The sequence below is a fragment of the Streptomyces finlayi genome (assembly GCF_014216315.1).
Taxonomy (GTDB): domain Bacteria; phylum Actinomycetota; class Actinomycetes; order Streptomycetales; family Streptomycetaceae; genus Streptomyces; species Streptomyces finlayi_A.
Genome location: NZ_CP045702.1, coordinates 2,102,515 through 2,129,347, shown reverse-complemented (window position 1 = coordinate 2,129,347; position 26,833 = coordinate 2,102,515). Strand labels below are relative to the sequence as shown.

General features: G+C 70.5%; 15 protein-coding genes. 8 read left to right on the top strand and 7 right to left on the bottom strand.

What is annotated here, in order from left to right; all coding sequences use genetic code 11:
- Nucleotides 1-598 precede the first annotated feature (598 nt).
- Entirely contained in the window at nt 599-3,295 is a 2,697-nt protein-coding gene (gene glgP, locus F0344_RS09565; RefSeq protein ID WP_185298370.1) for an alpha-glucan family phosphorylase, read from the top strand.
- Between the two features lie 133 nt (nt 3,296-3,428).
- Here glgP and F0344_RS09560 read toward each other — a convergent pair whose 3' ends face one another.
- The 4 genes from F0344_RS09560 to glgX form a co-directional block, all read right to left on the bottom strand.
- The gene (locus F0344_RS09560) at nt 3,429-5,456 is read right to left on the bottom strand and encodes a M4 family metallopeptidase (RefSeq protein ID WP_185298369.1); all 2,028 of its coding nucleotides are present in this window, start codon (nt 5,454-5,456) and stop codon (nt 3,429-3,431) included.
- A gap of 393 nt (nt 5,457-5,849) precedes the next feature.
- On the bottom strand, nt 5,850-7,721 hold the full coding sequence (locus tag F0344_RS09555) for an ABC transporter ATP-binding protein (protein ID WP_185298368.1): 1,872 nt from the start codon (nt 7,719-7,721) through the stop codon (nt 5,850-5,852).
- Nucleotides 7,718-9,559, bottom strand: coding sequence for an ABC transporter ATP-binding protein (locus F0344_RS09550; RefSeq protein ID WP_185298367.1), 1,842 nt, complete (start codon nt 9,557-9,559; stop codon nt 7,718-7,720). The genes F0344_RS09555 and F0344_RS09550 overlap by 4 nt, the downstream gene beginning before the upstream one ends.
- Nucleotides 9,560-9,789: 230 nt before the next feature.
- Nucleotides 9,790-12,024, bottom strand: a complete 2,235-nt coding sequence (glgX, locus tag F0344_RS09545) for a glycogen debranching protein GlgX (RefSeq protein ID WP_185298366.1) — start codon at nt 12,022-12,024, stop codon at nt 9,790-9,792.
- Nucleotides 12,025-12,178: 154 nt separating this feature from the next.
- Between glgX and F0344_RS09540 the strand changes: the two genes are divergently transcribed.
- From F0344_RS09540 to F0344_RS09520, 5 genes are all read left to right on the top strand, one after another.
- A complete protein-coding gene (locus F0344_RS09540; protein WP_185298365.1) occupies nt 12,179-13,405 on the top strand; it encodes a L,D-transpeptidase in 1,227 nt (408 codons plus the stop codon).
- 194 nt (nt 13,406-13,599) lie between these two features.
- Entirely contained in the window at nt 13,600-14,853 is a 1,254-nt protein-coding gene (locus F0344_RS09535; protein WP_185298364.1) for a L,D-transpeptidase, read from the top strand.
- 84 nt (nt 14,854-14,937) lie between these two features.
- A complete protein-coding gene (locus tag F0344_RS09530) occupies nt 14,938-15,705 on the top strand; it encodes an enoyl-CoA hydratase/isomerase family protein (RefSeq protein WP_185298363.1) in 768 nt (255 codons plus the stop codon).
- A gap of 251 nt (nt 15,706-15,956) precedes the next feature.
- Entirely contained in the window at nt 15,957-16,472 is a 516-nt protein-coding gene (locus F0344_RS09525) for an ATP-binding protein (protein ID WP_185298362.1), read from the top strand.
- 661 nt (nt 16,473-17,133) lie between these two features.
- Entirely contained in the window at nt 17,134-17,349 is a 216-nt protein-coding gene (locus tag F0344_RS09520; protein ID WP_185298361.1) for an EF-hand domain-containing protein, read from the top strand.
- Between the two features lie 215 nt (nt 17,350-17,564).
- On the opposite strand, the gene F0344_RS09515 is transcribed toward F0344_RS09520, so the two are convergent.
- From F0344_RS09515 to F0344_RS09505, 3 genes are all read right to left on the bottom strand, one after another.
- Nucleotides 17,565-18,509 carry a terpene synthase family protein gene (locus F0344_RS09515; RefSeq protein WP_445585671.1) on the bottom strand — a complete coding sequence of 315 codons (945 nt, stop codon included), beginning with the start codon at nt 18,507-18,509 and terminating at the stop codon, nt 17,565-17,567.
- A gap of 683 nt (nt 18,510-19,192) precedes the next feature.
- A complete protein-coding gene (locus F0344_RS09510; protein WP_185298360.1) occupies nt 19,193-20,293 on the bottom strand; it encodes a lytic polysaccharide monooxygenase auxiliary activity family 9 protein in 1,101 nt (366 codons plus the stop codon).
- A 973-nt stretch (nt 20,294-21,266) separates the two neighbouring features.
- Nucleotides 21,267-22,289: a LacI family DNA-binding transcriptional regulator gene (locus F0344_RS09505; protein WP_185298359.1), complete on the bottom strand. Its 1,023-nt coding sequence runs from the start codon at nt 22,287-22,289 to the stop codon at nt 21,267-21,269.
- Nucleotides 22,290-22,557: 268 nt separating this feature from the next.
- On the opposite strand from F0344_RS09505, the gene F0344_RS09500 reads away from it, so the two are divergent.
- Both F0344_RS09500 and F0344_RS09495 read left to right on the top strand, forming a co-directional pair.
- Nucleotides 22,558-25,185, top strand: a complete 2,628-nt coding sequence (locus tag F0344_RS09500) for a glycoside hydrolase family 9 protein (RefSeq protein WP_185298358.1) — start codon at nt 22,558-22,560, stop codon at nt 25,183-25,185.
- A gap of 94 nt (nt 25,186-25,279) precedes the next feature.
- Nucleotides 25,280-26,662 carry a cellulase family glycosylhydrolase gene (locus F0344_RS09495; protein ID WP_185298357.1) on the top strand — a complete coding sequence of 461 codons (1,383 nt, stop codon included), beginning with the start codon at nt 25,280-25,282 and terminating at the stop codon, nt 26,660-26,662.
- Nucleotides 26,663-26,833 lie beyond the last annotated feature (171 nt).

Here is a 26,833-nt window from a genome sequence, read left to right as displayed (position 1 = left end):
TTGGGGTTTGTCCTTTGTAGCCGCTCTGCTGTCGGCTGGCTGGGTGTGGGCATGGCCGCTCCTGTCCGCGTTCACTCGAATGGCACTCGAATGGGTGGTGCGCGGGGTATCCGCGACCGATTCGGTACGCGGATACGGACTGCCGAGGTCGTGTACCGGGAAAGCCTGCCCACCGTCCGCGGGTGGCCAATCCGGTGCCGTGCCAACTACTCGGTCGTAGCTGCCGGGCGCCCCGCGGCGGTTCCCCGTTCCCCGGGCGCCACTCGGAAGCCTTCCTTGTACCCCGAAGTGCCACAAGGCTGCATGAGGGGCGGAATCGGCCATATCGCCTGAGGCGAACGGGTCGGACGGGGCGGACGGGGCGCGAGAAGCGTGCCGTACGCAGCGGGCCTGATGCGCCGGCAGGTGCCGGGCAGGCGGGCGCGGGGGCGGAGCCGGGGCGCGGGGGTGCGGGCGGGAGGTGAATGCCGGACCGGGTGAGCCGGTCGTACGCCGTGGCCGGGTTCCACGGCGCGCCGCTACCTTCGAGGGTGACGGAGAGGGTGCGCACCCGTGGTGCGTCCCTCGGATTCGTACGTCCCCTGTAAAGGTGGAATACGTGAAGGCCATTCGTCGATTCACCGTGCGTCCTGTCCTCCCCGATTCCCTTCAACCGCTGCAGGATCTCGCGCGCAACCTGCGCTGGTCCTGGCACACCGAGACCCGTGAGCTCTTCCAGGCCGTCGACCCCGAGGGCTGGCGGCCCGCGGACGCCGACCCCGTGCGGCTGCTCGGCAACGTGTCCGCCGGACGCCTCGCCGAACTGGCCGGGGACCCGCAGTTCCTGCGCCGGCTGACCGAGGTGTCCGACGACCTCCGTGCCTACCGTGACGGCCCGAGGTGGTATCAGGACCAGCTCGCCGCCGGTGCGGAACTCCCCGCCGCCGTGGCCTACTTCTCACCCGAGTTCGGGGTGACCGCGGCCCTTCCGCAGTACTCCGGCGGCCTCGGCATCCTGGCGGGCGACCACCTCAAGGCCGCCAGCGACCTGGGTGTACCACTCATCGGAGTGGGCCTGCTCTACCGGCACGGCTACTTCCGCCAGTCCCTGTCGCGCGACGGCTGGCAGCAGGAGCACTATCCCGTCCTCGACCCGAACGAACTGCCGCTCACCCTGGTGCGGGAGGCCGACGGCACCCCCAGCCGGGTGGTGCTGGCGCTCCCTGGCGGGCGCTCGCTCCACGCCTGCGTCTGGCAGGCCCAGGTCGGCCGCGTACCGCTGCTGCTGCTCGACTCCGACGTGGAGGAGAACGCGGCGGGCGAGCGCGACGTCACCGACCGGCTGTACGGCGGTGGCAGCCACCACCGGCTGCTCCAGGAGATGCTGCTCGGCATCGGCGGAGTACGCGCCGTGCGGACCTACTGCCGGCTGACCGGGCACCCCGCCCCCGAGGTGTTCCACACCAACGAGGGACACGCCGGCTTCCTCGGCCTCGAACGCATCCGGGAACTCTGCGGGACCGGCCTGGACTTCGGCGCCGCCCTGGAAGTGGTGCGGGCCGGCGCGGTCTTCACCACCCACACCCCGGTACCCGCCGGCATAGACCGTTTCGACCGCCAGCTGGTGGCCCGGCACTTCGGGGACGACGGGGAACTGCCCGGCGTCCCCGTCGAGCGGATCCTCCCGCTCGGTACGGAGACCTACGAGGGCGGCGAACCCGGCCTCTTCAACATGGCGGTCATGGGGCTGCGCCTCGCCCAGCGCGCCAACGGCGTCTCCACCCTGCACGGGGCCGTCAGCCGGGAGATGTTCTCCGGGCTGTGGCCGGGATTCGACCCCTCCGAGGTGCCGATCACCTCGGTGACCAACGGGGTGCACGCCCCGACCTGGGTGGCGCCGGAGGTCTTCAGGCTCGGTGCCGGGAAGGTCGGAGCCGGCCGGGCAGGGGACGCGCTCTCCGGCGGGCCGGTGGAGGGTGCCCTCGACGGCGAGTCGCTCGGACGCCCCGGCGGCACACCCAAGCGCTGGGACGCCGTCGCCGGCATCCCGGACCGGGAGATCTGGGACCTGCGCCGGGTCCTGCGCGAACAGCTGGTGACGGAGGTGCGCAAGCGGCTCTACGCCTCCTGGCGCAGGCGCGGCGCCGGTACGGCCGAGCTCGGCTGGATCGACGGGGTGCTCGACCCGGAGGTGCTGACCATCGGGTTCGCCCGCCGTGTGCCCTCGTACAAGCGCCTCACGCTCATGCTCCGCGACCGCGACCGGCTGACGGGACTGCTGCTCCACCCGGAGCGCCCCATCCAGATCGTCGTCGCGGGCAAGGCACACCCGGCGGACGACGGCGGCAAGCGGCTGGTGCAGGAGCTGGTGCGCTTCTCGGACGACCCGCGGGTCCGCCACCGCATCGTCTTCCTGCCGGACTACGGCATGGGCATGGCGAAGAAGCTCTACCCGGGCTGCGACGTCTGGCTCAACAACCCGCTGCGCCCCCTGGAGGCGTGCGGCACCAGCGGGATGAAGGCGGCGCTCAACGGCTGCCTCAACCTCTCGGTCCGCGACGGCTGGTGGGACGAGTGGTACGAGCCGGACTTCGGCTGGGAGATCCCCACCGCCGACGGTTCCGCCACGGACGAGGACCGGCGCGACGAGCTGGAGGCGAACGCCCTCTACGCGCTGATCGAGGACCGGGTCGCTCCGCGCTTCTACGACCGGGACGCCGAGGGGCTGCCGGAGCGCTGGGTCGAAATGGTCCGCCGCACCCTGGCCACGCTCGGCCCCAAGGTGCTCGCGGGGCGCATGGTCCGTGAGTACGTGGAGCGGCTCTACGCGCCCGCCGCGCTGGCCCGGCGCTCCCTCGACCCGGCGGCCGCGCGGGAACTCGCGCAGTGGAAGGCCCGGGTGCGGGCCGCCTGGCCCGGGGTCGCCGTCGACCACGTGGAGGCGACGGCCGCCACGGTCGCGGGCGGCTCGGCGGAGCTGGGGTCCACCCTGTCGCTCCGGGTGCGGATCGCCCTGGGCGGGCTGGACCCCGACGACGTCGAGGTGCAGGTGGTCGCCGGGCGGGTCGACTCCGGCGACGCCATCGCGGACGCCCAGGCGTTCCCGCTGAAGCCGGCGGGCGGTCACGACCTGGAGGACCGCTGGCTGTACGAGGGTCCGCTGGCCCTGGACCGGACGGGACCCTACGGCTACACCGTGCGGGTCCTGCCGTCCCACCGGCTGCTGGCTTCCGGCGCGGAGCTCGGCCTGGTGGCGCTGCCGGCGGAGGGGGCGGTGGAGGAGGCGGTGGACGGCCCGGGCGTACTGCTGCGCTGACGGCCGTCACCGCCGGAAAATGGCGAACGGCCCGGGAGGAGAGTGAACTCCGCCCGGGCCGTTCCGTTTCGGTGGACCTCAGTGGATCGCGGTGATCTCAGTGGATCGCGGTGATCTCAGTGGCCGGTGGACCTCAGAAGGTCAGTTTGACGCTGTTGATCCTGCCGGTGTCCTGCGCGGCGACGTCCTGGACCTTGAGCTTCCAGGCGCCGTTCGCCACCTCGGACGAGGCGTTGACCGTGTAGGTCGCCACCACGTTGTCCGCGGAGTCGCTGCCCGAGGAGTTCTTCAGCCGGTAGGTGCTGCCGTCGGGTGCGACGAGGTCGATGACCAGGTCACCGCGCCAGGTGTGCGTGATGTCCACGCCGACCTGGAGGGTGGCCGGTGCGTTGCCCGTGACTCCGGTGACGTTGACCGTGCTGGTGACGGCCGCGCCGTTGTCCGGGATCGCCACGGCGGTGGTGTTCTCGAAGACGGTGCCGCCGCCGCCGTCACCGGGGCGCGAGCCCACGTTGATGCCGGCCCAGGCGTGGGCCACGGCCTTGTACTCGGCGCTGGTCGTGCCGTACAGCTCACCGGCCACGGCGAGGGTGCCGGTGCGGGCTCCCGCGTAGTTCGTGGTGGAGGTGAACTTCGTGGTGAGGGCCTTGAACCAGATCTGCAGGGCCTTGTCCCTGCCGATGCCGGTCACGGGCAGTCCGTCGGAGGTCGGCGAGTCGTAGGAGACGCCGTTGACGGTCTTGGCGCCGCTGCCCTCGGAGAGCAGGTAGAACCAGTGGTTCGCCGGGCCCGAGGAGTAGTGGACGTCGATCGAGCCGATGCCCGAGTACCAGGCGTCCTTGGACGAACCGTCCCTGCTCGGCTTGTCCATGTAGCGCAGCGGGGTGCCGTTGCCCCTGATGTCGATCTTCTCGCCGACGAGGTAGTCGCCCGGGTCCGCGGCGGTGTTGGAGTAGAACTCCACACCCGCGGCGAAGATGTCGGAGGTCGCCTCGTTGAGGCCGCCGGACTCACCGCTGTAGACGAGGTTGGCCGTCGCGGCGGTGACGCCGTGCGCCATCTCGTGGGCGGCGACGTCGAGCGAGGTCAGCGGCTTGAGGTTGGCGGCCCCGTCCCCGTACGTCATGCAGAAGCAGCTGTCCTGCCAGAACGCGTTGACGTAGGCGTTGCCGTAGTGGACGCGGGAGTACGCGGCGACGCCGTCACCGCGGATGCCCGTACGGCCGTGCACGTTCTTGAAGTAGTCCCAGGTCTCGGCGGCGCCGTAGTGCGCGTCCGCGCCGGCGGTCTCCAGGTTCTGCGGAGTGCCGTCGCCCCAGATGTCGTCCGCGCCGGAGAAGAGCGTCCCGGTGCCGGACGTACCGCGGTTCAGGTTGTACGTCTTGCCGTTGCCCCGCGTGGTGTCGGTCAGCGTGTACGAGGGCGCGGTGCCGAGCGTCACCTGACCGTTGTACTGGGTGTTGCCGGTGCCGTTCTTGACGGCCTGCCACTCGAAGAGCTTCTTGCCGCTGGAGGCGTCCGTGACGACGTGCAGCTCGTTCGGCGTGCCGTCGTGCTGCAGGCCGCCGACGACGGTCTCGTACGCGAGCTGCGGACTGCCGCTCGCCATCCAGACCACCTTGCGCGGGGCCTTGCTGGCCTCGGTCGCCTTCGAGCCCTCGGTCTTCGCGGCGCCCAGTGCCTGCTTCTCGGCGGTGGCCGGCGCGATGTCCGCCGTGGTGCCGACGGCCTTCAGCTGAGCGGTGGTGACCTTGGACGCCTTGGTGACGCCCTCGGTCTTCCCGGCCTTGGTCTCCTGCACGACGAGGTCGCCGCCGAGGACCGGCAGCCCGTCGAAGGTGCGCTCGTAGCGGGTGTGGGTGGTGCCGTCGCGGTCCTGGACGACATCGCGGGGGACGAGCTTCTCCTGCGGGCCGAGGCCGATCCGCTTGGCGGTGGCGGCCTTCGTGGAGTTGGCCTCGCGGAGGAGTTCGGCGCGCTGGGAGGGCGAGAGCTGCGCGGGGAGCGAGCCCGGGTCCGCCTTGGCGGCGGCCGGGGCGGCGACGGGACCACTGCCGGGAGCGGCGGTGGCGGTACCGGTCTGGATGCCGACGGCGAGCATGGCTGCCGCGGCTATCAGAGCGCCGGTCGCGGTGGCACGACGGCTGTGCGTGGATCTCACGCTGACTCCTTCTGCGAGGGGGGTGTTCGGGCGGCCGGGTGAGCCATCCGGGCAGAGCTAGCGGTGCGCAGAACGGGGTGAAGAGTGTCAGCAGTTGAGGCCACCTGTCAGGACCGCGTCAAGAAGTTGGCCGGAATTCGTTCGTTGCCCGATGGGCCATGTTCGTTAAGCGGACGTTTCCGCGATCATCCCCGCGATGTCGTCCGGAGTTCGGCGGAGCTGGTGTTCCCAGGGTGACCGGGGGCTCCGGGCACCTGGGGCGTGTTCGAACGACCCATGGGTTTCCGGCCGGTGACCACCTGCTGAGACGGCGCGGAGTGTGGCTCGTTCCGCGCCGTCCCGCAGGCTCAAGGACCGGACACCGGTCCGGCTGCGGGCCGGGCCGCGGCAGGATCAGGCCAGGCTCTCCCGCCAGGCCCTGTGCAGTCCTGCGAACCGGCCCGTGCCGCCGATGAGTTGGGCCGGAGTCCCGTCCTCCACGATCAGGCCCCGCTCCATCACCAGCACCCGGTCCGCGATCTCCACGGTCGACAGCCGGTGCGCGATCAACACCGCAGTACGGCCGTGCAGCACCGTGTCCATCGCCTGCTGGACCGCCCGTTCACCCGGGATGTCCAGAGAGCTCGTCGCCTCGTCGAGGATCAGCACCGCCGGGTCGGCGAGCAGGGCGCGGGCGAACGCGACGAGCTGGCGCTGGCCCGCGGAGATCCGGCCGCCCCGCTTGCGTACGTCCGTGTCGTAGCCGTCGGGCAGGCTGCTGATGAAGTCGTGCGCGCCGATGGCCTTCGCCGCGCGCTCGATCTCCGTGGGCGTCGCGTCGGGCCGGCCGATCGCGATGTTCTCCGCGACCGTCCCGGAGAACAGGAACGCCTCCTGGGTCACCATCACCACGCCCCGCCGCAGCTCGGCCGTCGCCAGGTCCCGCAGATCGGTGCCGTCCAGCAGGACCCGGCCCTCGGTCGGATCGTAGAAACGGGCCAGCAGCTTCGCCAGCGTCGACTTCCCCGCTCCCGTCGAACCGACCACGGCGACGGTCTGCCCGGCAGGCACCGTCAGATCGAAGCGCGGCAGCACCTCGCCGCCCGTGCGGTACGCGAAGCGCACCCCCTCGAAGGTCACCTCGCGGCCCGGGTGGTCACCGGTCAGCGGCGGGAGCTCCTTCGGATCGGCCGTCTCCGGGACGGTGGGCGTCTGCGCCAGCAGGCCCGCGATCTTGTCCAGCGAGGCGGCGGCGGACTGGTAGGAGTTCAGGAACATCCCGAGCCGGTCGATCGGGTCGTAGAGCCGCCGCAGATACAGCACGGCCGCGGCCAGCACCCCGAGGGCGAGCGTCCCGGAGGCGACGCGGTAGGCACCCCACAGCACCATCGCCGCGACCGCCGTGTTGGCGACCAGCCGGGAGCCGATGACATAGCGCGCCATCTCCAGCATCGCGTCGCCGTTCGCCCGTTCGTGACGGTGGTTGAGCACCGCGAAGTCCGCGTCGTTGCCCCGCTCCCGGCGGAACGCCTGGACCGGCCGGATGCCGTTCATCGTCTCCGCGAACTTGACGATGACCGACGCGATGGCCGTGGACCGGGTGGCGAACGCCTTCCCCGCCCGGCGCTGGTACAGGCGCACCAGCAGATACAGGGGTACGAAGGAGAGCACGGCGATCGAGCCCATGGCCGGGTCGAGCCAGAGCAGCAGCAGCGAGATGGACACGAACGACAGGACCACGCCGATCAGTTCCTGGAGCCCCTCACTCAGCAGTTCCCGCAGCGACTCCACATCCGTGGTGGAACGCGAGATCAGCCGGCCGGAGGTGTAGCGCTCGTGGAAGTCCACGCTCAGCGCCTGCGCGTGCCGGAAGATCCGGCCGCGCAGATCGAGCAGAGCGTCCTGGTTGATCCGCGCGGAGCCCCTGATGAACGCGTACTGGAGGATTCCCGCACCGAGCGAACAGAGCGCGTACCCGACCGCCACGGCGATCAGCGGACCGTGGTCGCTGTCCCTGAACGCGGGTACGCCGCTGTCGATGGCGTACGCCACCAGGAGCGGCCCCGCCTGGACGGCTGCCTGCTGGAGCACCAGGAACAGTGCGGCCACCCACACCCGGCCACGCAGCGGACGCAGCAGCGAGAAGAGCAGCGCCCGGGTCGCGCCACGCGGTACGGGCAGGGCGTCCCGGTCGAAGGGATCACCGGCGGGCGCGCCCCGCTCCGGCTGTCCGGGAGCCGGGCCGTCGTCGGCGAGAGCGGGTCCTTCGGTCGTGGTACCGGTCATCGGGTGCTGCCCTCCTCGGCAGTGGCGTCCTCGGCGGCGGCAGCGGTGTCCGCTGGGCTCCCGGCGTCTTCCGGCTCCGCGGCGCCCGACATCAGCCAGGCGTACTCGGCGCTGGTACGCAGCAGTTCCTGGTGCGTACCGACGGCGCTGATCCGGCCCTCGGAGAGCAGCGCCACCCGGTCCGCGAGCATCACGGTGGACGGACGGTGTGCGACGACCACCGCGGTCGTCCGCTCGAGCACCTGCCGCAGCGCCGCCTCGACGAGTGCCTCCGTGTGCACGTCCAGGGCGGAGAGCGGATCGTCCAGCACCAGGAAGCGGGGTCGCCCCACGACCGCACGGGCCAGCGCGAGACGCTGGCGCTGACCGCCCGAGAGGCTGAGCCCCTGCTCGCCGACCTGGGTGTCCAGACCGTGCGGAAGGTCGTACACGAAGCCGGCCTGCGCGACGGCGAGGGCCCGGCGCAACTCCTCGTCGCCCGCCCCTTCGGCGCCCATCAGCACGTTCTCGCCGACGGACGCCGAGAAGAGGGTCGGCTCCTCGAACGCCACAGACACCAGCTCGCGCAGCCGCGGCCGGGCCATCCCCGCGATGTCCTCGCCGTCCAGCATGATCCGGCCGGCGGTGATCTCGTGCAGCCGGGGAACGAGAGCGGTGAGCGTCGTCTTCCCCGAGCCCGTGGCGCCCACCAGGGCCATCGTCTCGCCGGAGCGGATGCGCAGGTCGATGCCCGCGAGCACCGGCACCGAACCGGGATCGGCGTCGGGATAGCGGAACTCGACGCCCTCGAAGACCATGCCGGGCTCGTCCGCCACCCGGCCACGGCCGTCCCCCTCGATGCCCCGCTCCTCCGCCACGTCCATGACCTCGAAGAACCGCTCGGTCGCCGTCGCCGACTCCTGGCTCATCGCCAGCAGGAAGCCGATCGACTCGACCGGCCAGCGCAGCGCCAGGGCCGTCGCCAGGAAGGCCACGAGCGTGCCCGCGGACAGGTCGCCTTCGGCCACCTGGATCGTGCCGAGCACCAGCGCCGCACAGATCGCCAGTTCCGGGATGGTGGTGATGAGGGCCCAGATCCCGGCGAGCAGCCTGGCCTTGGTCAGTTCCGTACCGCGCAGCCGCTGCGAGAGCTCGCGGAAGGCCAGAGCCTGGCTCCGGTGCCGGCCGAAGCCCTTGACGATGCGGATGCCGAGCACGCTCTCCTCGACGACCGTCGTCAGATCACCCACCTGGTCCTGGGCCTTGCGCGCCACCAGGGAGAACTTCGTCTCGAACAGCGAACAGAGGATCACCAGGGGAACGGCCGGCGCGAGCAGCACCAGACCGAGTGACCACTCCTGGTCGAACAGGATGACGAAACCGACCAGGATCGTGGTCGCGTTGACGACCAGGAAGGTCAGGGGGAAAGCCAGGAACATCCGCAGCAGCATCAGGTCCGTGGTCCCGCGCGATAGCAGCTGTCCCGACGGCCAGCGGTCGTGGAAGGCCACGGGCAGCCGCTGCAGATGCCGGTAGAGGTCCGCGCGCATCGACGCCTCGACGCCCGCGAGAGGCCGCGCCACGAGCCACCGCCGCAGTCCGAAGAGCGCCGCCTCCGCCGTCCCGAGGAGCAGCAGGTACAGCGCCCCCAGCCATACGCCCCCGGGGTCGCGGTCGGTGACCGGACCGTCCACCATCCACTTCAGCACGAGCGGGATCACGAGCCCGAGGCACGAGGCCAGGACCGCGACGAACGCCGCGCCGAACAGCCGGAGGCGGATGGGGCGTACGTAGGGCCACAGGCGCAGCAGCGAGCGCACGGCGGACCGGTCCGTGCGCTCTGCAAGTGTTTCGGGCATCAGGAGTGAGCCTACGGTTCACCACTGACATCTCTCATGTCCTTTTCTGGCCGGATCCGCCTGACCGTGACCCCACCGTACTGGCGACGGCACCCCCTTCCACCTGCACACCAGGCGCCATCGGTACCGGTGTCGCCATCGTGTCGAGCAGCGGCCCCGGGGGTTCCACGCATCAGCTCATGGGCGACCTCGCCTGCTACGTCGCCACCTCGTGAGAAACCCCGCATCACTTACGCCCGCACCCGCAGCAGCAGCACCGCCCGCCCGGGAACGGTCAGGGTCGAACCACCCGGGTGCGGGCTTCCCGGGGCGGCCGACTGGTCCTCCAGCGAGGTGTCCAGAACCAGTTCGTACGCCGCCGCCCAGGGCGGTCCCGGGAGGGTGAAACCGGTCGGTTCGTGGCCGGCGTGCAGGACCGTCAGGAAGCTGTCGTCGGTCACCTGTTCGCCCCGGGCGTCCCGGCCGGGGATGTCACGCCCGGAGAGGTACAGCCCGAGTGTCGCCGCGGGCGCGTACCAGTCCTGCTCCGTCATCTCCCTGCCCTCCCGGGTGAACCACGCCAGGTCCCGCAACCCGTCCGGTGCCTGGGCGCGGCCCGAGAAGAAGGCCCGGCGCCGCAGCACCGGATGGGTGTGGCGCAGGGACAGCACCCGGGCCGTCAGTTCGGTCAGCCCGCGCCACTCCGGCTGGTCGAGCAGCGACCAGTCCAGCCAGCTGACCTCGTTGTCCTGGCAGTACGCGTTGTTGTTGCCCCCTTGCGTACGGCCCATCTCGTCGCCCGCCACCAGCATCGGGACACCGGTCGACAGGAGGAGCGTGGTGAGGAGGTTGCGCAGCTGGCGGCGGCGCAGCGCGTTGACGCCGGGATCATCCGTCTCGCCCTCGGCGCCGCCGTTCCACGCACGGTTGTCGTGGGTACCGTCGCGGTTGCCCTCACCGTTCGCCTCGTTGTGCTTCTGCTCGTAACTGACCAGGTCGCGCAGGGTGAAGCCGTCGTGCGCCGTGACGAAGTTGACCGAGGCGTACGGCCGGCGGCCGCCCCAGGCGTACAGATCGCTGGAGCCGGTCAGCCGGTAGCCGAGGTCCCGCACGTCGGGCAGGGCGCCGCGCCAGAAGTCGCGTACGGCGTCACGGTAGCGGTCGTTCCACTCGGTCCAGAGCGGCGGGAACGCACCGACCTGGTAACCGCCGTTTCCGACGTCCCACGGCTCGGCGATCAGCTTGACCCGGCGCAGCACCGGGTCCTGGGCGATCACCGCGAGGAACGGGGACAGCATGTCGACGTCGTGCATCGAGCGGGCGAGCGCCGCCGCCAGGTCGAAGCGGAATCCGTCCACGCCCATCTCCGTCACCCAGTACCGCAGCGAGTCGGTGATCAGTCGAAGGACCTGCGGCTGCACCACGTGCAGGGTGTTGCCGCAGCCCGTGTAGTCCGCGTATCTGCGGGCGTCGGCCTGGAGCCGGTAGTAGCCGCGGTTGTCGATGCCGCGCAGCGACAGCATCGGGCCCAGCTCGCCCGCCTCCGCCGTGTGGTTGTAGACCACGTCGAGGATCACCTCGATCCCCGCGTCGTGCAGGGCGTGCACCATCCGCTTGAACTCGCCGACCTGCTGGCCCGCGGTGCCACTTGCCGAGTAGTCGGCGTGCGGGGCGAAGTAGCCGATGGAGTTGTAGCCCCAGTAGTTGTGCAGCCCGCGGCTCAGCAGATGGTCCTCGTGCGCGAACTGGTGCACCGGCAGCAGCTCGACCGCCGTCACCCCGAGCCGCTTCAGATGCCCGACGGCCGCCGGATGGGCGAGCCCGGCGTACGTACCGCGCAGCTCCGGGGGGATGTCCGGGTGGAGCTTGGTGAAGCCGCGTACGTGGAGTTCGTAGATGACGGAGTCCGCCCAGGGCGTCTTGGGGCGCCGGTCCTCCGCCCAGTCGTCGTCGTCGTGGACGACGACGCCCTTGGGCACGAAGGGCGCGGAGTCCCGGTCGTCGCGCACCGTGTCCGCGACCTGCTGCTGCGGCCAGTCACGCACATGGCCGTACACCTCGGCCGGCAGGGTGAAGGTACCGTCCACCGCACGCGCGTACGGGTCGAGGAGCAGCTTCGCCGCATTCCACCGGGCGCCGGTCCAGGGGTCCCAGCGGCCGTGCACCCGGTAGCCGTAGCGCGTGCCCGGCCGGACGCCCGGGACGAACCCGTGCCAGATCTCATGCGTCAGCTCGGTCAGCGGACAGCGCGTCTCGTGGCCCCGCTCGTCGAAGAGGCACACGTCGACGGACTCCGCCCCGCCCGCCCAGAGCGCGAAGTTCGTCCCCGCCACCCCGTCCGGCCCCACCCGGAACCGGGCACCCAGCGGCATGGGCGCCCCCGGCCATACGGGTGGTGCGCCGTGAGCGGCCACGACCCCGGATCTCCCTTCCACCGCCTTCCCGGTCGACTCCTGCACTGCCTCCTGCTCGGCTGCGCTCGACACCTCTCAGCCTCCCGCGGCTCGTTCGGACCGGCACCGGCGAGAGAGCGCACGGCGTCCCGGCCGTGGCCATCCCGATGTGGTCCTTCCCTCTGTTCTGCCCACGGCGGCCCCCGCACTCACGTTTCCCCCGAGCGGCCCTGGTCGTTGGGGGTGCGTGAACCACGTAGCGAAAAGGGCACGGGCGGGTTCGGCCGCCGTGCTGACATGGGCCGGACTGCTCACCGTGCTGGCCGTACTGACCGGCTGCACCGAAGGAATGCGGGACATCGGGGAGGGCAAGCCCCGCTCACCCCGCGACGCGATCCAGATCTCCCCGCAGGACGGTGCCGAAGACGTCGGCCCGCGGAGCCGGATCGAGGTGAAGGTCCCCGACGGGCGCCTGGAGCGGGTGAAGGTGTCCCGGATCGAGGACGCGCAGCGTGAGGTGGTCGCCGGCCGGATCTCGAAGGACGGGCTCTCCTGGGCGGCCGTGGGCGCCGCCGGCCGGCTCGCGCTCGCCTCCAAGTACAGCGTCGAGGCGGTGGCGGTGGACGCCGCGGGCCGCCGCTCGGCCCGTAACACCTCCTTCACCACGGTGGTCCCCGAGCACCGCTTCATCGGGTACTTCAAGCCGGAGAACCGCTCGACGGTGGGCACCGGCATGATCGTGTCCTTCGACTTCAACCGCCCCATCCGTAACCGCGCGGCCGTGGAGAAAGCCATCGAGGTCACCGCGGACCCCCCGGTGGAAGTGGTGGGCCACTGGTTCGGCAAGGACCGGCTGGACTTCCGGCCCGCGGCGTACTGGAAACCGGGCACCGAGGTGACGGTCGACGTGGGCCTGCGCGATGTGGAGGGCGCACCCGGGGTGTTCGGGAGCCAGCGCAAGACGGTCGGCTTCACGGTCGGCCGGTCCCAGGTGTCCCTGGTGGACGCCGCCGAGCACACCATGGAGGTACGCCGTGACGGCGAGCTGATCAGTACGGTGCCGATCACGGCGGGCGCCCCGAAGACGACCACGTACAACGGCAAGATGGTGGTCACCGAGCTGCACGAGGTGACCAGGATGGACGGCCGCACGGTCGGCTTCGGTGGCGAGTACGACATCAAGGACGTCCCGCACGCCATCCGGCTCACCGAGTCCGGCACCTTCCTGCACGGCAACTACTGGGCCCCGTACGACACCTTCGGCTCGCTCAACACCAGCCACGGCTGCATCGGTCTGCGCGATGTGAAGGGCGGCAGCGCGGCGGCCCCGGGCGGCTGGTTCTTCGACCGGACCCTCATCGGTGACGTGGTCGAGGTGGTCAACTCGCCCGACAGGAAGGTCGCACCCGACAACGGTCTCAGCGGCTGGAACCTCAGCTGGAAGGCCTGGAAGGCGGGCTCCGCGCTGCGCTGACGCCCGGTCCGCCGGTCCGCCGCACCCCGTGTCACCTGCGCATGTCACCGGACAAGTTGGGACTGAACGGTGACATGCGCAGGGGGGCAATCTCCGCTTCCGGTGTGATTATCTAGCGCCGGGCGCGCATGTTCAGCGCGCGGGGGTGCGGGTTCCGGCGGGGTCGCCGGGCCGTGCGAGGGGAGACGACCACATTGAACGGGCAGCCCATATGGGGGGCATCGGCCGGAGCAGTCGGCGGACGGCGTGGGCGCGGGGCGTCCGGACTCCTGGCTCTGGTGCTGGGCGCACTGCTGCTGCTGGTCACGGCCTGCGGCGGGGACGCCACGGGGGCCGGGAACGAGCCGCCGAAGGACAACGGGCCGAAGTCCGCCGACACGAGTGCCTCGCAGGCCGTCGTGACGATCGCTCCGGAGGACGGCGCGGACTCGGTGGCGACGAGCGGAGCCCTGAAGGTCTCGGCGGCCAAGGGCAAGCTGAGTACGGTCAAGGTCGCTGATCCCAAGGGCAACGAGGTCGAGGGCGAGATCTCGGCGGACGGGTCCGGCTGGGTCCCGGAGCGGCATCTGGCCGCGGCGACGAAGTACAGGGTGCACGCGGTCGCCAAGGACGCCAAGGGGCGTGAATCGGCGAAGGACACCACCTTCACCACACTCGTTCCGCAGAACACCTTCATCGGGCAGTACACGCCGGAGGACGGTTCGACCGTCGGCGTCGGCATGCCGGTGTCGATCCACTTCACCCGGGGGATCACCGATCCGGACGCCGTGGAGAACGCGGTCCGCGTGACCGCCGATCCGCCCGTCGAGGTGGCGGGCCACTGGTTCGGCAACGACCGGCTGGACTTCCGTCCGGAGAATTACTGGGCAGCGGGCACGAAGGTGACCGTGCGCCTCGACCTCGACGGTGTCGAGGGGCGGCCGGGTGTCTACGGCAAGCAGGCCAAGACGGTGAAGTTCACCATCGGCCGCAGCCAGGTCTCCACGGTCGACGCGACGTCCAAGCGGATGAAGGTCGTCAGGGACGGCAAGCAGATCAAGGACATCCCGATCTCCGCCGGCGCCCCGGCCACGACCACGTACAACGGTCAGATGGTCATCAGCGAGAAGCTCAAGGTGACCCGGATGAACGGTGACACCGTCGGCTTCGGCGGCGAGTACGACATCAAGGACGTGCCGCACGCGATGCGCCTGTCCACGTCGGGCACCTTCATCCACGGCAACTACTGGGGCAGCTCGAGCATCTTCGGCACGACCAACACGAGCCACGGCTGTGTCGGTCTGCGCGATGTACGCGGCGGCTACGACGGCCAGACCCCGGCGGCCTGGTTCTTCGACAAGTCCCTGATCGGGGACGTGGTCGTGGTGAAGAACTCCAAGGACAAGACGATTCAGCCGGACAACGGCCTCAACGGCTGGAACATGGCCTGGTCGGAGTGGACCGCGTAGGTTCTCCGGTTCGACGGAGCGGGCCCGGTGCTGTGAGCAACAGCACCGGGCCCGTTGTCGTTAGCAAGCGTTAACCTGCCTCCCATGACCGTAACCCTCGAAGTAAGCGACAACGTCGGCACGATCCGGCTGGACCGGCCGCCGATGAACGCCTTGGACGTCGCCGTCCAGGACCGTCTGCGCGAGCTGGCCGAGGAGGCCACCCGCCGCGACGACGTGCGGGCCGTGATCCTCTACGGCGGTGAGAAGGTGTTCGCCGCCGGCGCGGACATCAAGGAGATGCGGGCGATGGACCACACCGCCATGATCAAGCGGTCCAAGGCGCTCCAGGACTCCTTCACCGCCGTCGCGCGCATCCCCAAGCCCGTCGTCGCGGCCGTCACCGGCTACGCGCTCGGCGGCGGCTGCGAACTGGCGCTCTGCGCCGACTTCCGGATCGCCGGGGACAACGCGAAGCTCGGCCAGCCGGAGATCCTGCTCGGGCTGATCCCCGGCGCGGGCGGAACCCAGCGGCTCGCCCGGCTGGTCGGCCCGTCCCGGGCCAAGGACCTCATCTTCACGGGTCGTCAGGTGAAGGCGGCGGAGGCCCTGACGATGGGCCTGGTGGACCGGGTGGTGCCGGCGGCCGAGGTGTACGAGCAGGCCCACGCCTGGGCCGCACGACTGGCCCAGGGACCGGCGCTGGCGCTGCGCGCCGCCAAGGAGTCCGTGGACGCGGGGCTGGAGACCGACATCGACACCGGGCTCACGATCGAGCGGAACTGGTTCGCGGGTCTGTTCGCCACCGAGGACACCGAGCGAGGAATGCGCAGCTTCGTGGAGGAGGGACCCGGCAAGGCCCAGTTCCTCTGACCGAACGTCAGTCGCGCTCAACGGGACGGACGTTCATCCGTGCGGGCGGATTAGCTGGGCCTTGAGGAAACCTTGAGGCCCAGTGGTCCCTCAGGCCTGGCACATCCCGTTCCGGAGGGTGTATTCACAGGTCAGGTGGGCTAGGGGGGGCAACGTTCTGCCAGTGGCATATGTCTACCCGGCCCCGCGGAATACTTGATTCCGGGGGAGGGATTCCCCTGGAACGGCCCCGGAACCCGCTCCGTCCGGCCATGATGGTGGGCATGGCGGGCCTGGAGGGTTTGGAACAGCCGCGACCGCGCAGCAGCGCGACCGCGGCACGCTGGACATCGGCCAGTGAGGACGAACAGGCTTTGAAAGCGCTGGAGTTGTTCGGGAATCCGACGGAGGACGAGGTCCGGCTGCCCTCGCGCCCGGAGTCCGCCGCGACCGCCCGCCGGCTCACCTCGGGTGTGGTGCTGCGGCAGTGGGCGCTCTCGCCGTTGATCGCCGAGCACGCGGTCCTGCTCGTCTCGGAACTCGTCGGCAACGCGGTGCGGCACACCGGCGCCCGCGTCTTCGGTCTGCGCATGGTGCGCCGTCGGGGCTGGATCAGGGTCGAGGTGCGCGACCCCTCGCGCGGACTGCCCTGCCTGATGCCCGTGCGGGAGATGGATGTCAGCGGGCGGGGACTCTTCCTCGTCGACAAGCTCTCCGACCGCTGGGGCGTGGACCTCTTACCGCGCGGGAAGACCACCTGGTTCGAGATGAGGATCTCCGACCGCTGAATCCGTCGGGTCCGCCCTGACCGGCGCCCGCCCAGCCCTTGTCCGGCCCCTGTCCAGCTCCACCCGTCACCGCGTCCGGACGCACAGAAGCCCCCGGTCAGCCGTTGTGCGGCACGTCGGGGACCTCTGTGGGAAGCCGTGAATGGGGGGGGGTGTGTTCACGGCCGCTCTGGACGACCTGGCCCGGGTCGATGGGGGTCGTGCGACCGACTATGGCAGACCGGCGCCCCCGGTGCCAAAGTCGCAATCCGGACAATAGCCTACGTAGACGCCCATCTCGCGGATGAATCGTAGGTGTGTTGGGTCACTCGCCTGGCTTTCAGTGCATAATCATGGAATGGGGCGAGTATTTCATTGATCATCCAAGTGAAGATTCCGTGCGGACGTGACGGGCGTCAGCACCGCCTCGGCGCCCACCGCCCGGTAGCCGACCGCCTGGAACGTAAGCGCGCGGGCCTCCCCGGCGACTGCTGGGCCGCCGCCAACACCTCCGCCGGTGCACCGGACATGACGGTCGACTCCTCGCCGTGGCTCGGCGCACCCCCAGGCGGACCCCTCGGCGGACGCCGCCGACGTGCTTGTTCACCGGCCGCCGCCGGTGCCACCGCATGCGCCCGATAATCTGACCCCCGTCAGTGACGTAGGACGAAGGGGCGGAACAGTGGCGGACATCGAGTCGGCACGCAAGGCATTCGACCGGTTCGACCAGAACGGGGACGGCCTCATAACGGCGAACGAGTACAAGAGCGCGATGGCGCAGCTCGGCGACCCGTTCGTCACCGAGACGGTGGCGCAGGCGATCATCAACTCGAACGACGCGAACGGTGACGGCCTCCTCACCTTCGACGAGTTCTGGGCCGCGCAGAACAAGGCCTGACCCGCCTGGAGGACCCCCGGCCGCAGGGCCGGGGGCCGCTGGAGACGGTCCCCCGTCAGTCGCGGTACGGCTCGGGATCGCCGGACGCGGCGAACCGTATCCACGGACCGTGCGCGGTCACCCCCGTTCGGATGTCGTCGGCCTGACCATGACCGCGTCCCGCACGCCCCCCCCGCTCCACCGTGCCGCGACCGCATGGGTGCCCGCTTCCGGCGTCAGGCGGCGAAGTAACCCGACATCGCCTCCCGCTCGTCGAACTCCAGCAGATCGGGGCGTGTGTACCGCTCGGCGCGCGCGTGGTAGTCGAAATCGCCCCGGACGAGCCCGCGATAGTCCTGGACGCAGCGCTCCAGGGCGGCTTTGGTTCCTCCGTCGATACCCGCCGCGTCTATTTCGTCGGCGAGTGCCTTTTCGGCCCGCTGTACGCGCTCGGCTATGCGGGCCAGCTGGACCCCGGCCTCGTCGACCGCTTCCTGGAGCGTGCATCTGCGGTCGCGCTGAATGAGCCGGACGGCGTTGTGCTCGTAACCGAGCAGGGCCTCCTTCTCGAAGGAGCAGATGTCATTGCACAGGCCCGAATGATCGGTCACCGCGTCACGCAGTGCGATATACGCGGGAAGGCTGCGGGCGGACTCCGGTAGATCTATCCCCGCGGTGATCTCGTGCAGGTCGAGGAAGGGCTGCATCGCCACCGAGTCCCGGCGGTGCTTCACGAAGTCGGCCCGGCTGGGCACCTGTCCCGCGGCTCGCTCGACGGCCTCCGCGTAGTACGTCCACAGCCAGGCGACGGTGTCCCGGCGGAACTGCCGGACCCAGCGCTGGGAACGGTCCTGGCAGGTTCGCCACCGCAGTCCGTCGAGCGCGCGCTCCATCGGGCCGTGCGGCACGGCGCCGTCCAGTACGTCCACGAGCCGGGCGATCGCCTCCTCGCACATCTGCGGATCGCGCCCGGCCGGGCCGTCGTCGAACTCGTCGTCCACCAGGAAGGCCCAGAAGAGCCACTGGCAGAAGAGATCGAGGTGCTTCTGCGAGGCGGACGGAAAGATGAGGGATATCCAGAGCTCCGGCCGCGTCCGCAGCATCTTCTTCCTGGCCACCGGGGACAACAGGAGATCATTGGATTCCGCCCACTCCCAGGCGGCCTTCCTCGTTTGCTCCATGCCTGGATTGCACCCTGCGCTCTGGAACGGCATATGAAACGCCGGTAACACAATCTGGCTCATTGGTGCCCCTCGTCGAAACGATGCGGATGAACGATACGAACCGGGAATTGATCGAATTCACGCATCGGTGCCGGCTCATCGGCGGGAGGGTGCCCTGGGTGTGTCAGCCCTGGACAGAGGGTCACCCTACGAGGTAAGGCGGTCATCGCGGTCCACTTCCCTCCGCCGGGTGCCCGGAGCATCGGAGCCGTGCGCGAGCTGTCGGGGCCGCTCGCGTCACCATGCGTGACCCCTAGGTCCTGTCTGGAGTTCCCCCGCGGCGTCGCGGCGTCCGGCACCGCCGCCTCCGGCGTTGTCGTCAGTCGCGAGGGCTCCGCCATCGCTCCCTCCTCCGCCTTGGATTCGACGGCACCGGACGCCGCTCCTTCTCCCGCGCTGGAACTCCAGACAGGACCTAGTGAACCCTTTGACGGCGGCTGACGGAAGCGGTTTGTGACCGGAATCGTTTGATCGCCGCGGACGGCTGAGCGTTTCTGGGGCTCGGGTGAACTTCTGGGACTGGCGGCCGAGTTGAGGTGAACGGCCCAGTCGCAGGATCTCCCGGGCCGTCCGTGGGGGCCGCGCACACGACAGCGCCGGTCCCCGCGCGAAGCGGGAACCGGCGCTGCCCGCATCAGCGGCTACGGGGTGACGCAGCCGATCGAGCCGACCGGGTAGTTGTTGCCGGTCGATGTCGCCGTGAACCCGAAGGTGACGCTGCCCTCGGGTGGGACGGTCCGGTTGTAGTCGAGGTTCCTGACCGTGAGCGTGCCATCGGACCCCGTGGTCAGCGCACCGTTCCACACGCTGCTGACCTTGGCGCCCGCGCCGGGCGTCCATTTCACCGCCCAGCCCTCACGCGCCGTCGTGCCATGGTTCATGACCTCGACAGAACCCTGGAAGCCGCCGCTCCAGGAGTTGGTCACGTTGTAGACGGCCATGCACCCGGTGTGCGGGTCGGTGGGAGTCGGGGTCGGAGTGGGTGTGGGGGTCGGAGTGGGTGTGGGAGTCGGGGTGCCGCCCGAGCCGCGGATGCCGGTGACTTCGCCGTTGCCGCCGTCGAAGACGACGTCGGAGCAGGAGAAGAAGTTCTCCTGGCTGTCCGAGCGCACCCACTGGATGAACATCACCGCGTCACCCGAGCGGCCCGAGGGCAGGGCCAGGTCCCAGTAGTAATGGCCGCCGTCCGTGCCGGGCGAGCCCGTCTGCGGCGGGTTGGTGACGGTCTCGATCAGCTCCAGGTCGTCCCAGCCCAGTGCCGTGCTGGGTGAGTAGCCGGGTTTGGACAGGTACACCCGGAACGAGCCCGGGTGCGCGGCCCAGTTGCTGTGCTTGATCTGGATCGTCCTGCCGGACGTCAGGTGCGTCCGGGGCCAGTCGGCGCGGGCCGCGTTGTACCCGGTGAAGTCGTACGGCGACCGGTCACCGGCGCTGCACAGCTTTCCGTCCGGGACGTACCCCGGTCCTCGCCCGCCCGCGTTGGAGTCGAGCACGGCGAACCAGTTGTACAGCGAGCTCGCACCACTCTCGTCGAGCGCGGCCCTGCACGCGGGGTTGGTCGGGTCCAGCGCGCCGGTGCTGGTCTTGGCGTCCAGCCAGCAGAGGTAGGTACGCGATCCCGGTGTCATCGTGACGCCGTGCGCCTGGGCGTTGCCCTGGCCCATCAATGTCAGGGCGATCCCGCCGAGCAGCGTCGCGAGCACCGCCACCAGAGAGGCGAGTTGTTTCCTGCGTCGAGCCATCATGTCTCCTGTGCCTGTGAGGGGATTGTTCCGGTTGCACTTCTCTCCTGCGGTCACCATCCGGTGAGGGCCCTCGCCCGTCCGGGGAAGGCGCCCGGCTGACGGGCGAGGAGTCTGGGGGGCGTGCGCGGATCAGGAGGGCGGTGTGCTCCGGGCGAGCCCGGAGGCGAGGCGTCCGGGGATCGCCGGGCGGCGGTGCGGTGCGGACCGTGGCAGGTATGCGGCCGTGGTCGTCGGCCTCGCCCCACGGGACCGGCCGGACCTGGGCGGAAGGCCGCCTCGGGCGGATCAGCAGTGCGGCGGCAGGAGTTGACGACGCGAGGGCCGGGTCGTACCGCGCCGCTCACAGCACGGCGAAGCTGCCCGGGAGGAGGCGCGACCGGGCGAGGCCCGGCCTCGGGGCATGGACCGTGCACGCGTATGTGATCCGGTGCCCGGAGCGCAGGGTGAACGCCGGCTTCCGGCAGCCGGCCGGGGGCGGACCGGGTCGACGGCGTGGTGAGTGATGAGCAGACTGCGCGCGGTACCGGGGTCGTGCGGTGACGCTCGCATGCGGGGCCTCTCTGGGAGGGATGACCGGATGGGGCGATCACGGAATCAGGAGCACGTAACCGTCCCACTCATGGGAGCGCTCCCAGCCGCTGTTCGTAGGGGACTGTAGGAGCGTCGCTGTGTCCTGGCAACCCATCGGAACGAAATCCGTCGCGCGGATTCCGGCGGCATCGAGATCAGGTGGCGCCGCCGAACGCGGAGGACGCCCACGTCGGCGGGGGCGTGGGTGTGGGTGTCCTGGCCGGCTGGGCATACGGGCCGGCCGGGTGTCCTGGCCGGGTTGGGCGTGGCCCTCGGGGCGGGTTCGGGGACGGCGCCGGTGAGATGCCGGCGTCGGTGAGATGCCGGCGTCGGCGTCCGGCGGGTGCCCCACTCCGTCCCGCCCGGCTGTCACGGCAGCTGGGCGGCGTACGACGGCGCGTCAGGCCGACTCGCGCACCACCAGCCGAGTCCGCAGGATCACATGCCGCCAGGCCACCTCCGGCCGGTCCATCTCCTCCAGCAGCAGCCGCACCATGGTCCGGCCGATCTCCTCCATCGGCTGGCGGACGGTCGTCAGCGGCGGCTCCGTCTGCTCGGCCAGCTCGAAGTCGTCGAAGCCGACCACCGCCACGTCCCGCGGTACCCGCCGCCCCGCCGCGTGGAGGGCGGCCAGCGCACCGGCGGCCATGCTGTCCGACGCGGCGAAGACGGCATCGACCTCCGGGTGCCGCTCGATGAGCCCGGCCATCTCCCGCCGCCCGCTGGTCTCGGTGAAGTCGCCCTCCACGACCAGGGACGGCACTTCGTCGAGCCCGGCGTCCTTGAGTGCCTCCCGGTAGCCGCGCAGCCTGCACCGGGCGACGTACATCTCGGGCGGGCCCGTGATCGTGGCGATGGCCCTCCGCCCGCCGGCCACCAGATGGCTGACCGCCTCCCGTGCGCCGCCCACGTTGTCCGCGTCCACGTAGGTCACCCGCTCGTCACCCGAGCGTCTGCCCAGCAGCACGGTGGGCAGCCCGGCGTCGGCGAGCATGTCCGGCAACCGGTCCTCGGCCCGCACGGACATCAGCAGGGCCCCGTCCACCCGGCCGCCGCGTACGTACTCCACGAGCCGCTGCCGCTCGGCGTCCGTGCGGACGAGTGTGAGCAGCAGCTGCACGCCCGCCTCCGTCAGGGCGTCCCCGACCGCCCGCACGACCTCCGAGAAGAACGGTTCCCCGAACAGCCGCCAGTCCGTCTTCGTCATCACCAGCGCGACGGCGCCCGCGCGGCGGCCGGCCAGTGAACGGGCGGCCAGATTGGGCACGTAGTCCAGTTCGTCGATGGCACGCTGGACGGCACGGCGTGTGGACGCCTTGACCCCCGACGCGTTGTTGATCACCCGGGAGACCGTGCCCCGCCCCACTCCGGCGAGGGCGGCCACTTCCTCCAGCGTCGGTGTGCCGGAACTTCGCTTCAGCATGCTCCCACCCCCAAGAGCACCCGATCCTACGGCCCGGCAGGTATGTGGCCACAGGTCCTGGCGGGCCGTCAGGAAACGCGGTGGCGGCGGCGAATCCTGTCCAACGGCTTGACGGCGCGTCTCACGACCCCCGAGATTGGGAGCGCTCCCACTAGGGTTGTGCCCCACCGGACGCACCGCCGGTGCTCCCGTCACTGCGTGCCTTTCCCCCTCCCGTAAGGACTTCAGTGTGCCGCGACCTCAGCCTCTTACTTCTCGTCCGTCCCGTATGTTCCACCGACCGGGCCGCTCCGGACGCGCCGGCGTGCTAGCGGGCGTCGCGGCCACCACCGGGCTGCTGGCCGGCATCCTGGCCGCACCCGCTGGTGCGGCCGAACCCGCCGGTGAGGCCCCCGAGGTCATCGTCAACGGGGACTTCTCCGCAGGCAGCGCCCCGTGGTGGTCGACCGCCAACAGTCCCGTCGCCGTCGTGGACGGACGCCTGTGCGCCGACGTCCCCGCGGGCACGGCCAACGCGTGGGACGCCATCGTCGGACAGAACGGGCTCGCCCTCACCGCCGGCGAGGGATACACCCTGAGCTACACGGCGACGTCCACCGTGCCGGTCACCATCCGCACCAACGTGCAGATGGCGACCGAACCGTGGAGCACGGAACTCTCCACCGCGCAGCCGGTCGGTACGACCGCGGAACGCGTCACCGAGACCTTCACCGCCGGAGCCGACCACGAGGCCGCGCAACTCGCCTTCCAGATGGGGGGCAGCGCCCAGGCGCTCACCTTCTGCGTCGATGACGTATCGCTGCGCGGCGGGACCGCGCCACCGCCGTACGAACCGGACACCGGGTCGCCGGTCCGGGTCAACCAGGTCGGATACCTCACCCACGGTCCCAAGAGCGGCACCGTCGTCACCGAGGGGACCGACCCGCTGCCCTGGACGCTGGACGCGGCGGACGGGACACGTCTGGCCGGCGGTACCACCACTCCGGCGGGCGTGGACACGGCCTCGCGGCAGAACGTCCACACCTTCGACTTCGGCGCGGTGACCACCGCCGGGGAGGGCTACACCGTCACGGTCGCGGGGGAGAGGAGCGAGCCCTTCGCCATCGGCGACGACCTCTACGACTCGCTGCGCACCGACGCGCTCGCGTACTTCTACCACAACCGCAGCGGCATCGAGATCGACGCGGACATCGTGGGGGAGGAGTACGCGCGGCCGGCCGGCCATGTGGGGGTGAGCCCCAACCAGGGCGACAACGACGTGCCCTGCCAGCCCGGTGTGTGCGACTACCGCCTCGACGCGGCGGGGGGCTGGTACGACGCCGGTGACCACGGCAAGTACGTCGTCAACGGCGGGATCTCCGTCGCCCAGCTGATGTCCGTCTTCGAGCGGACCCTGTACGAGGAGAACGCCGACGCGGGCCCGCTCGGTGACGGCGCGCTCCGGCTGCCCGAGCACGCGAACGCCACCCCCGACATCCTCGACGAGGCCCGCTGGGAGCTGGAGTTCCTCATGCGGATGCAGGTGCCGGCGGGGGAGCCGCTGGCCGGCATGGCCCACCACAAGCTGCACGACAAGGCGTGGACCGGACTGCCGCTCCGGCCGGACCGTGACCCCCAGCCCCGGGAGCTGCACCCGCCGACCACGGCGGCCACCCTCAACCTGGCGGCCACCGCCGCCCAGTGCGCCCGCCTCTTCCAGGTCTACGACGCGGACTTCGCCGCGCAGTGCCGGTCGGCCGCGCGGACGGCGTGGACCGCGGCCAAGGCCCACCCGGCCGTTCTCGCCGATCCGCAGGACGGCACGGGCGGCGGCGCCTACAGCGACAACGACGTGCGGGACGAGTTCTACTGGGCTGCGGCGGAGCTCTTCCTCACCACCGGCGAGGACGTGTACCGCCTCGCGGTCCTCGACTCCCCGCTGCACGGCGACACCGACATGGTCTTCCCGAGCGGCGGCATGTCCTGGGGGTCGGTCGCCGGGCTCGGCGCCCTGAACCTCTCGACCGTGCCGAGCAAGCTGTCCACCGAACAACTCGCCACGGTGCGGGGCATGGTGACCGAAGCCGCCGACGGCTACGCGGCCGACTCGGCCGAGGCCGCGTACGGTCTTCCGTACGCGCCCGACAACGGGCACTACGTGTGGGGTTCGAACAGCCAGGTCGCCAACAACATGGTCGTCCTGGGATCGGCGCACGACCTCACCGGCAGGACGGTCTACCGTGACGCGGTACTGCGCGGACTGGACTACCTGATGGGCCGCAACGCGCTGAACCAGTCCTACGTCACCGGATACGGCGAGCGGGACTCACGCAACCAGCACCACCGGTTCTGGGCCCACCAGCTCGACCCGGCCCTGCCGAACCCCGCCCCCGGATCGCTGGCCGGTGGACCGAACGCCTCCATCGAGGACCCGGTCGCGCAGGCCAAGCTGAAGGGCTGCGCACCGGCGATGTGCTACATCGACGACATCGAGTCCTGGGCCACGAACGAGATCACCGTCAACTGGAACGCCCCGCTCGCCTGGGTCGCGTCCTACGTGGACGATCTGGGCGGCGGCGCGCCCGTGAAGGCGCAGTGCGAGGTCACCTACACCTCGCAGCGCTGGGGCAACGGCTTCACCACCCAGGTCGTGGTGAAGAACACCGGCGCCCAGTCCGTCCGGCCCTGGCGGCTGGAATGGACGTTCGCCGACCAGCAGCGGGTGACCGACACCTGGGGCGCGGATCTCCGGCAGACCGGCCCCCTGGTCACCGCGGAGGCCCTGAGCTGGAACGCCGCTCTCGCGCCCGGCGGCACCGTGCGGTTCGGCTTCAACGGCCTGCCCACCGGTCTGGTGAACGACCCGCAGGTCTTCCGCCTGAATGACAGGGCCTGCGCGACGGCATCACGACGATGAGCGGCCGGCCCGGACCCGGGCGCACGGGCTCGTGCCGACGTCCTTCGGGAGCGCTCCCCCCGTGTCGTTCCCACTTCGTACCAGGAGGAATGCTGTGAAACGCTTTTTGGCTCTACTGGCGACCTGTGCGACGGTCCTGGGCCTCTCGGCCCTGTCCAGTCCCCCGGCGATGGCTGCCACCGGATGCAAGGTCGACTACACGGTCACCAGCCAGTGGCAGGGTGGTTTCCAGGCCGGAGTGAAGGTCACCAACCTGGGCGAACCCGTCAACGGATGGACGCTGAAGTTCACGATGCCCGACGCGGGGCAGAAGGTCGTGCAGGGCTGGAACGCCACCTGGTCGCAGTCCGGTTCCACGGCCACCGCCGTCGGTGTCGACTGGAACCGCTCACTGGCCACCGGTGCGTCGGCCGATCTGGGGATGGTCGGTTCCTTCACGGGCGCCAACCCGAAGCCCACGGCGTTCACACTCAACGGCGTCGCCTGTACGGGCTCCGTCGAAGAGCCGCCGCCCGTCGACCCGCCCGTCCCGGGCACCGGTACCCCGGTGGACGTCAACGGAAAGCTCCACGTCTGCGGCGTGAACCTGTGCAACCAGTACAACCGCCCCGTACAGCTGCGGGGGATGAGCACGCACGGCATCCAGTGGTTCAGCAAGTGCTACAACGCCGCGTCCGTGGACGCGCTGGCGAAGGACTGGAAGTCGGACCTGCTGCGTGTCGCCATGTACGTGCAGGAGAGCGGCTACGAGACCGACCCGGCGGGCTTCACCAGCCGGGTGAACGGCCTCGTCGACATGGCCGAGGCGCGCGGCATGTACGCGATGATCGACTTCCACACCCTGACGCCGGGTGACCCGAACCACAACCTCGACCGCGCCAAGACCTTCTTCGCGTCCGTCGCGGCCCGCAACGCCGACAAGAAGAACGTGATCTACGAGATCGCCAACGAGCCGAACGGCGTGAGCTGGGCGGCCATCAAGAGCTACGCCGAGCAGGTCATCCCGGTGATCCGGGCGGCCGACCCGGACGCCGTCGTCATCGTCGGCACCCGCGGCTGGTCCTCGCTGGGTGTCTCGGACGGCTCCAACGAGAGCGAGGTCGTCAACGCCCCCGTCAATGCCACCAACATCATGTATGCGTTCCACTTCTACGCCGCGAGCCACAAGGACTCCTACCGCGCCACGCTGAGCCGGGCGGCCTCGAAGCTGCCGCTGTTCGTCACCGAGTTCGGCACGGTCAGCGCCACCGGCGGTGGGGCGATGGACCGGGCGAGCACCACGGCCTGGCTGGACCTGCTCGACCAGCTGAAGATCGGCTACGCGAACTGGACCTACTCCGACGCCGATGAGAGCAGCGCGGCCTTCAGGCCCGGGACCTGCAACGGCAGCGACTACAGCAGCAGTGGTGTGCTGACCGAGTCAGGGGCCCTGCTCAAGAACCGGATCAGTACCCCCGACAGCTTCCCCACCAGCTGATCCGGGACGGGGCTCCGGCGGCGGCCGGAGCCCCGTCCGTCCGCGGCCTCAGCACTCGATGATGTTCACCGCGAGCCCGCCGCGCGCGGTCTCCTTGTACTTCACGTTCTCGGGTTGGAATCCATAAGGCGGCTCAAGGAACCCTAGAACGCAATGCCCGTGACCTGGGAT

Bases quoted from the DNA above. Each gene is read 5' to 3' on its own strand.
- F0344_RS09555 (WP_185298368.1), bottom strand. From the start codon at position 7,721: ATGACCGGTACCACGACCGAAGGACCCGCTCTCGCCGACGACGGCCCG.
- F0344_RS09550 (WP_185298367.1), bottom strand. From the start codon at position 9,559: ATGCCCGAAACACTTGCAGAGCGCACGGACCGGTCCGCCGTGCGCTCG.
- F0344_RS09530 (WP_185298363.1), top strand. From the start codon at position 14,938: ATGACCGTAACCCTCGAAGTAAGCGACAACGTCGGCACGATCCGGCTG.
- F0344_RS09525 (WP_185298362.1), top strand. From the start codon at position 15,957: ATGATGGTGGGCATGGCGGGCCTGGAGGGTTTGGAACAGCCGCGACCG.
- F0344_RS09515 (WP_445585671.1), bottom strand. From the start codon at position 18,509: ATGGAGCAAACGAGGAAGGCCGCCTGGGAGTGGGCGGAATCCAATGAT.
- F0344_RS09510 (WP_185298360.1), bottom strand. From the start codon at position 20,293: ATGGCTCGACGCAGGAAACAACTCGCCTCTCTGGTGGCGGTGCTCGCG.
- F0344_RS09505 (WP_185298359.1), bottom strand. From the start codon at position 22,289: ATGCTGAAGCGAAGTTCCGGCACACCGACGCTGGAGGAAGTGGCCGCC.
- F0344_RS09500 (WP_185298358.1), top strand. From the start codon at position 22,558: ATGTTCCACCGACCGGGCCGCTCCGGACGCGCCGGCGTGCTAGCGGGC.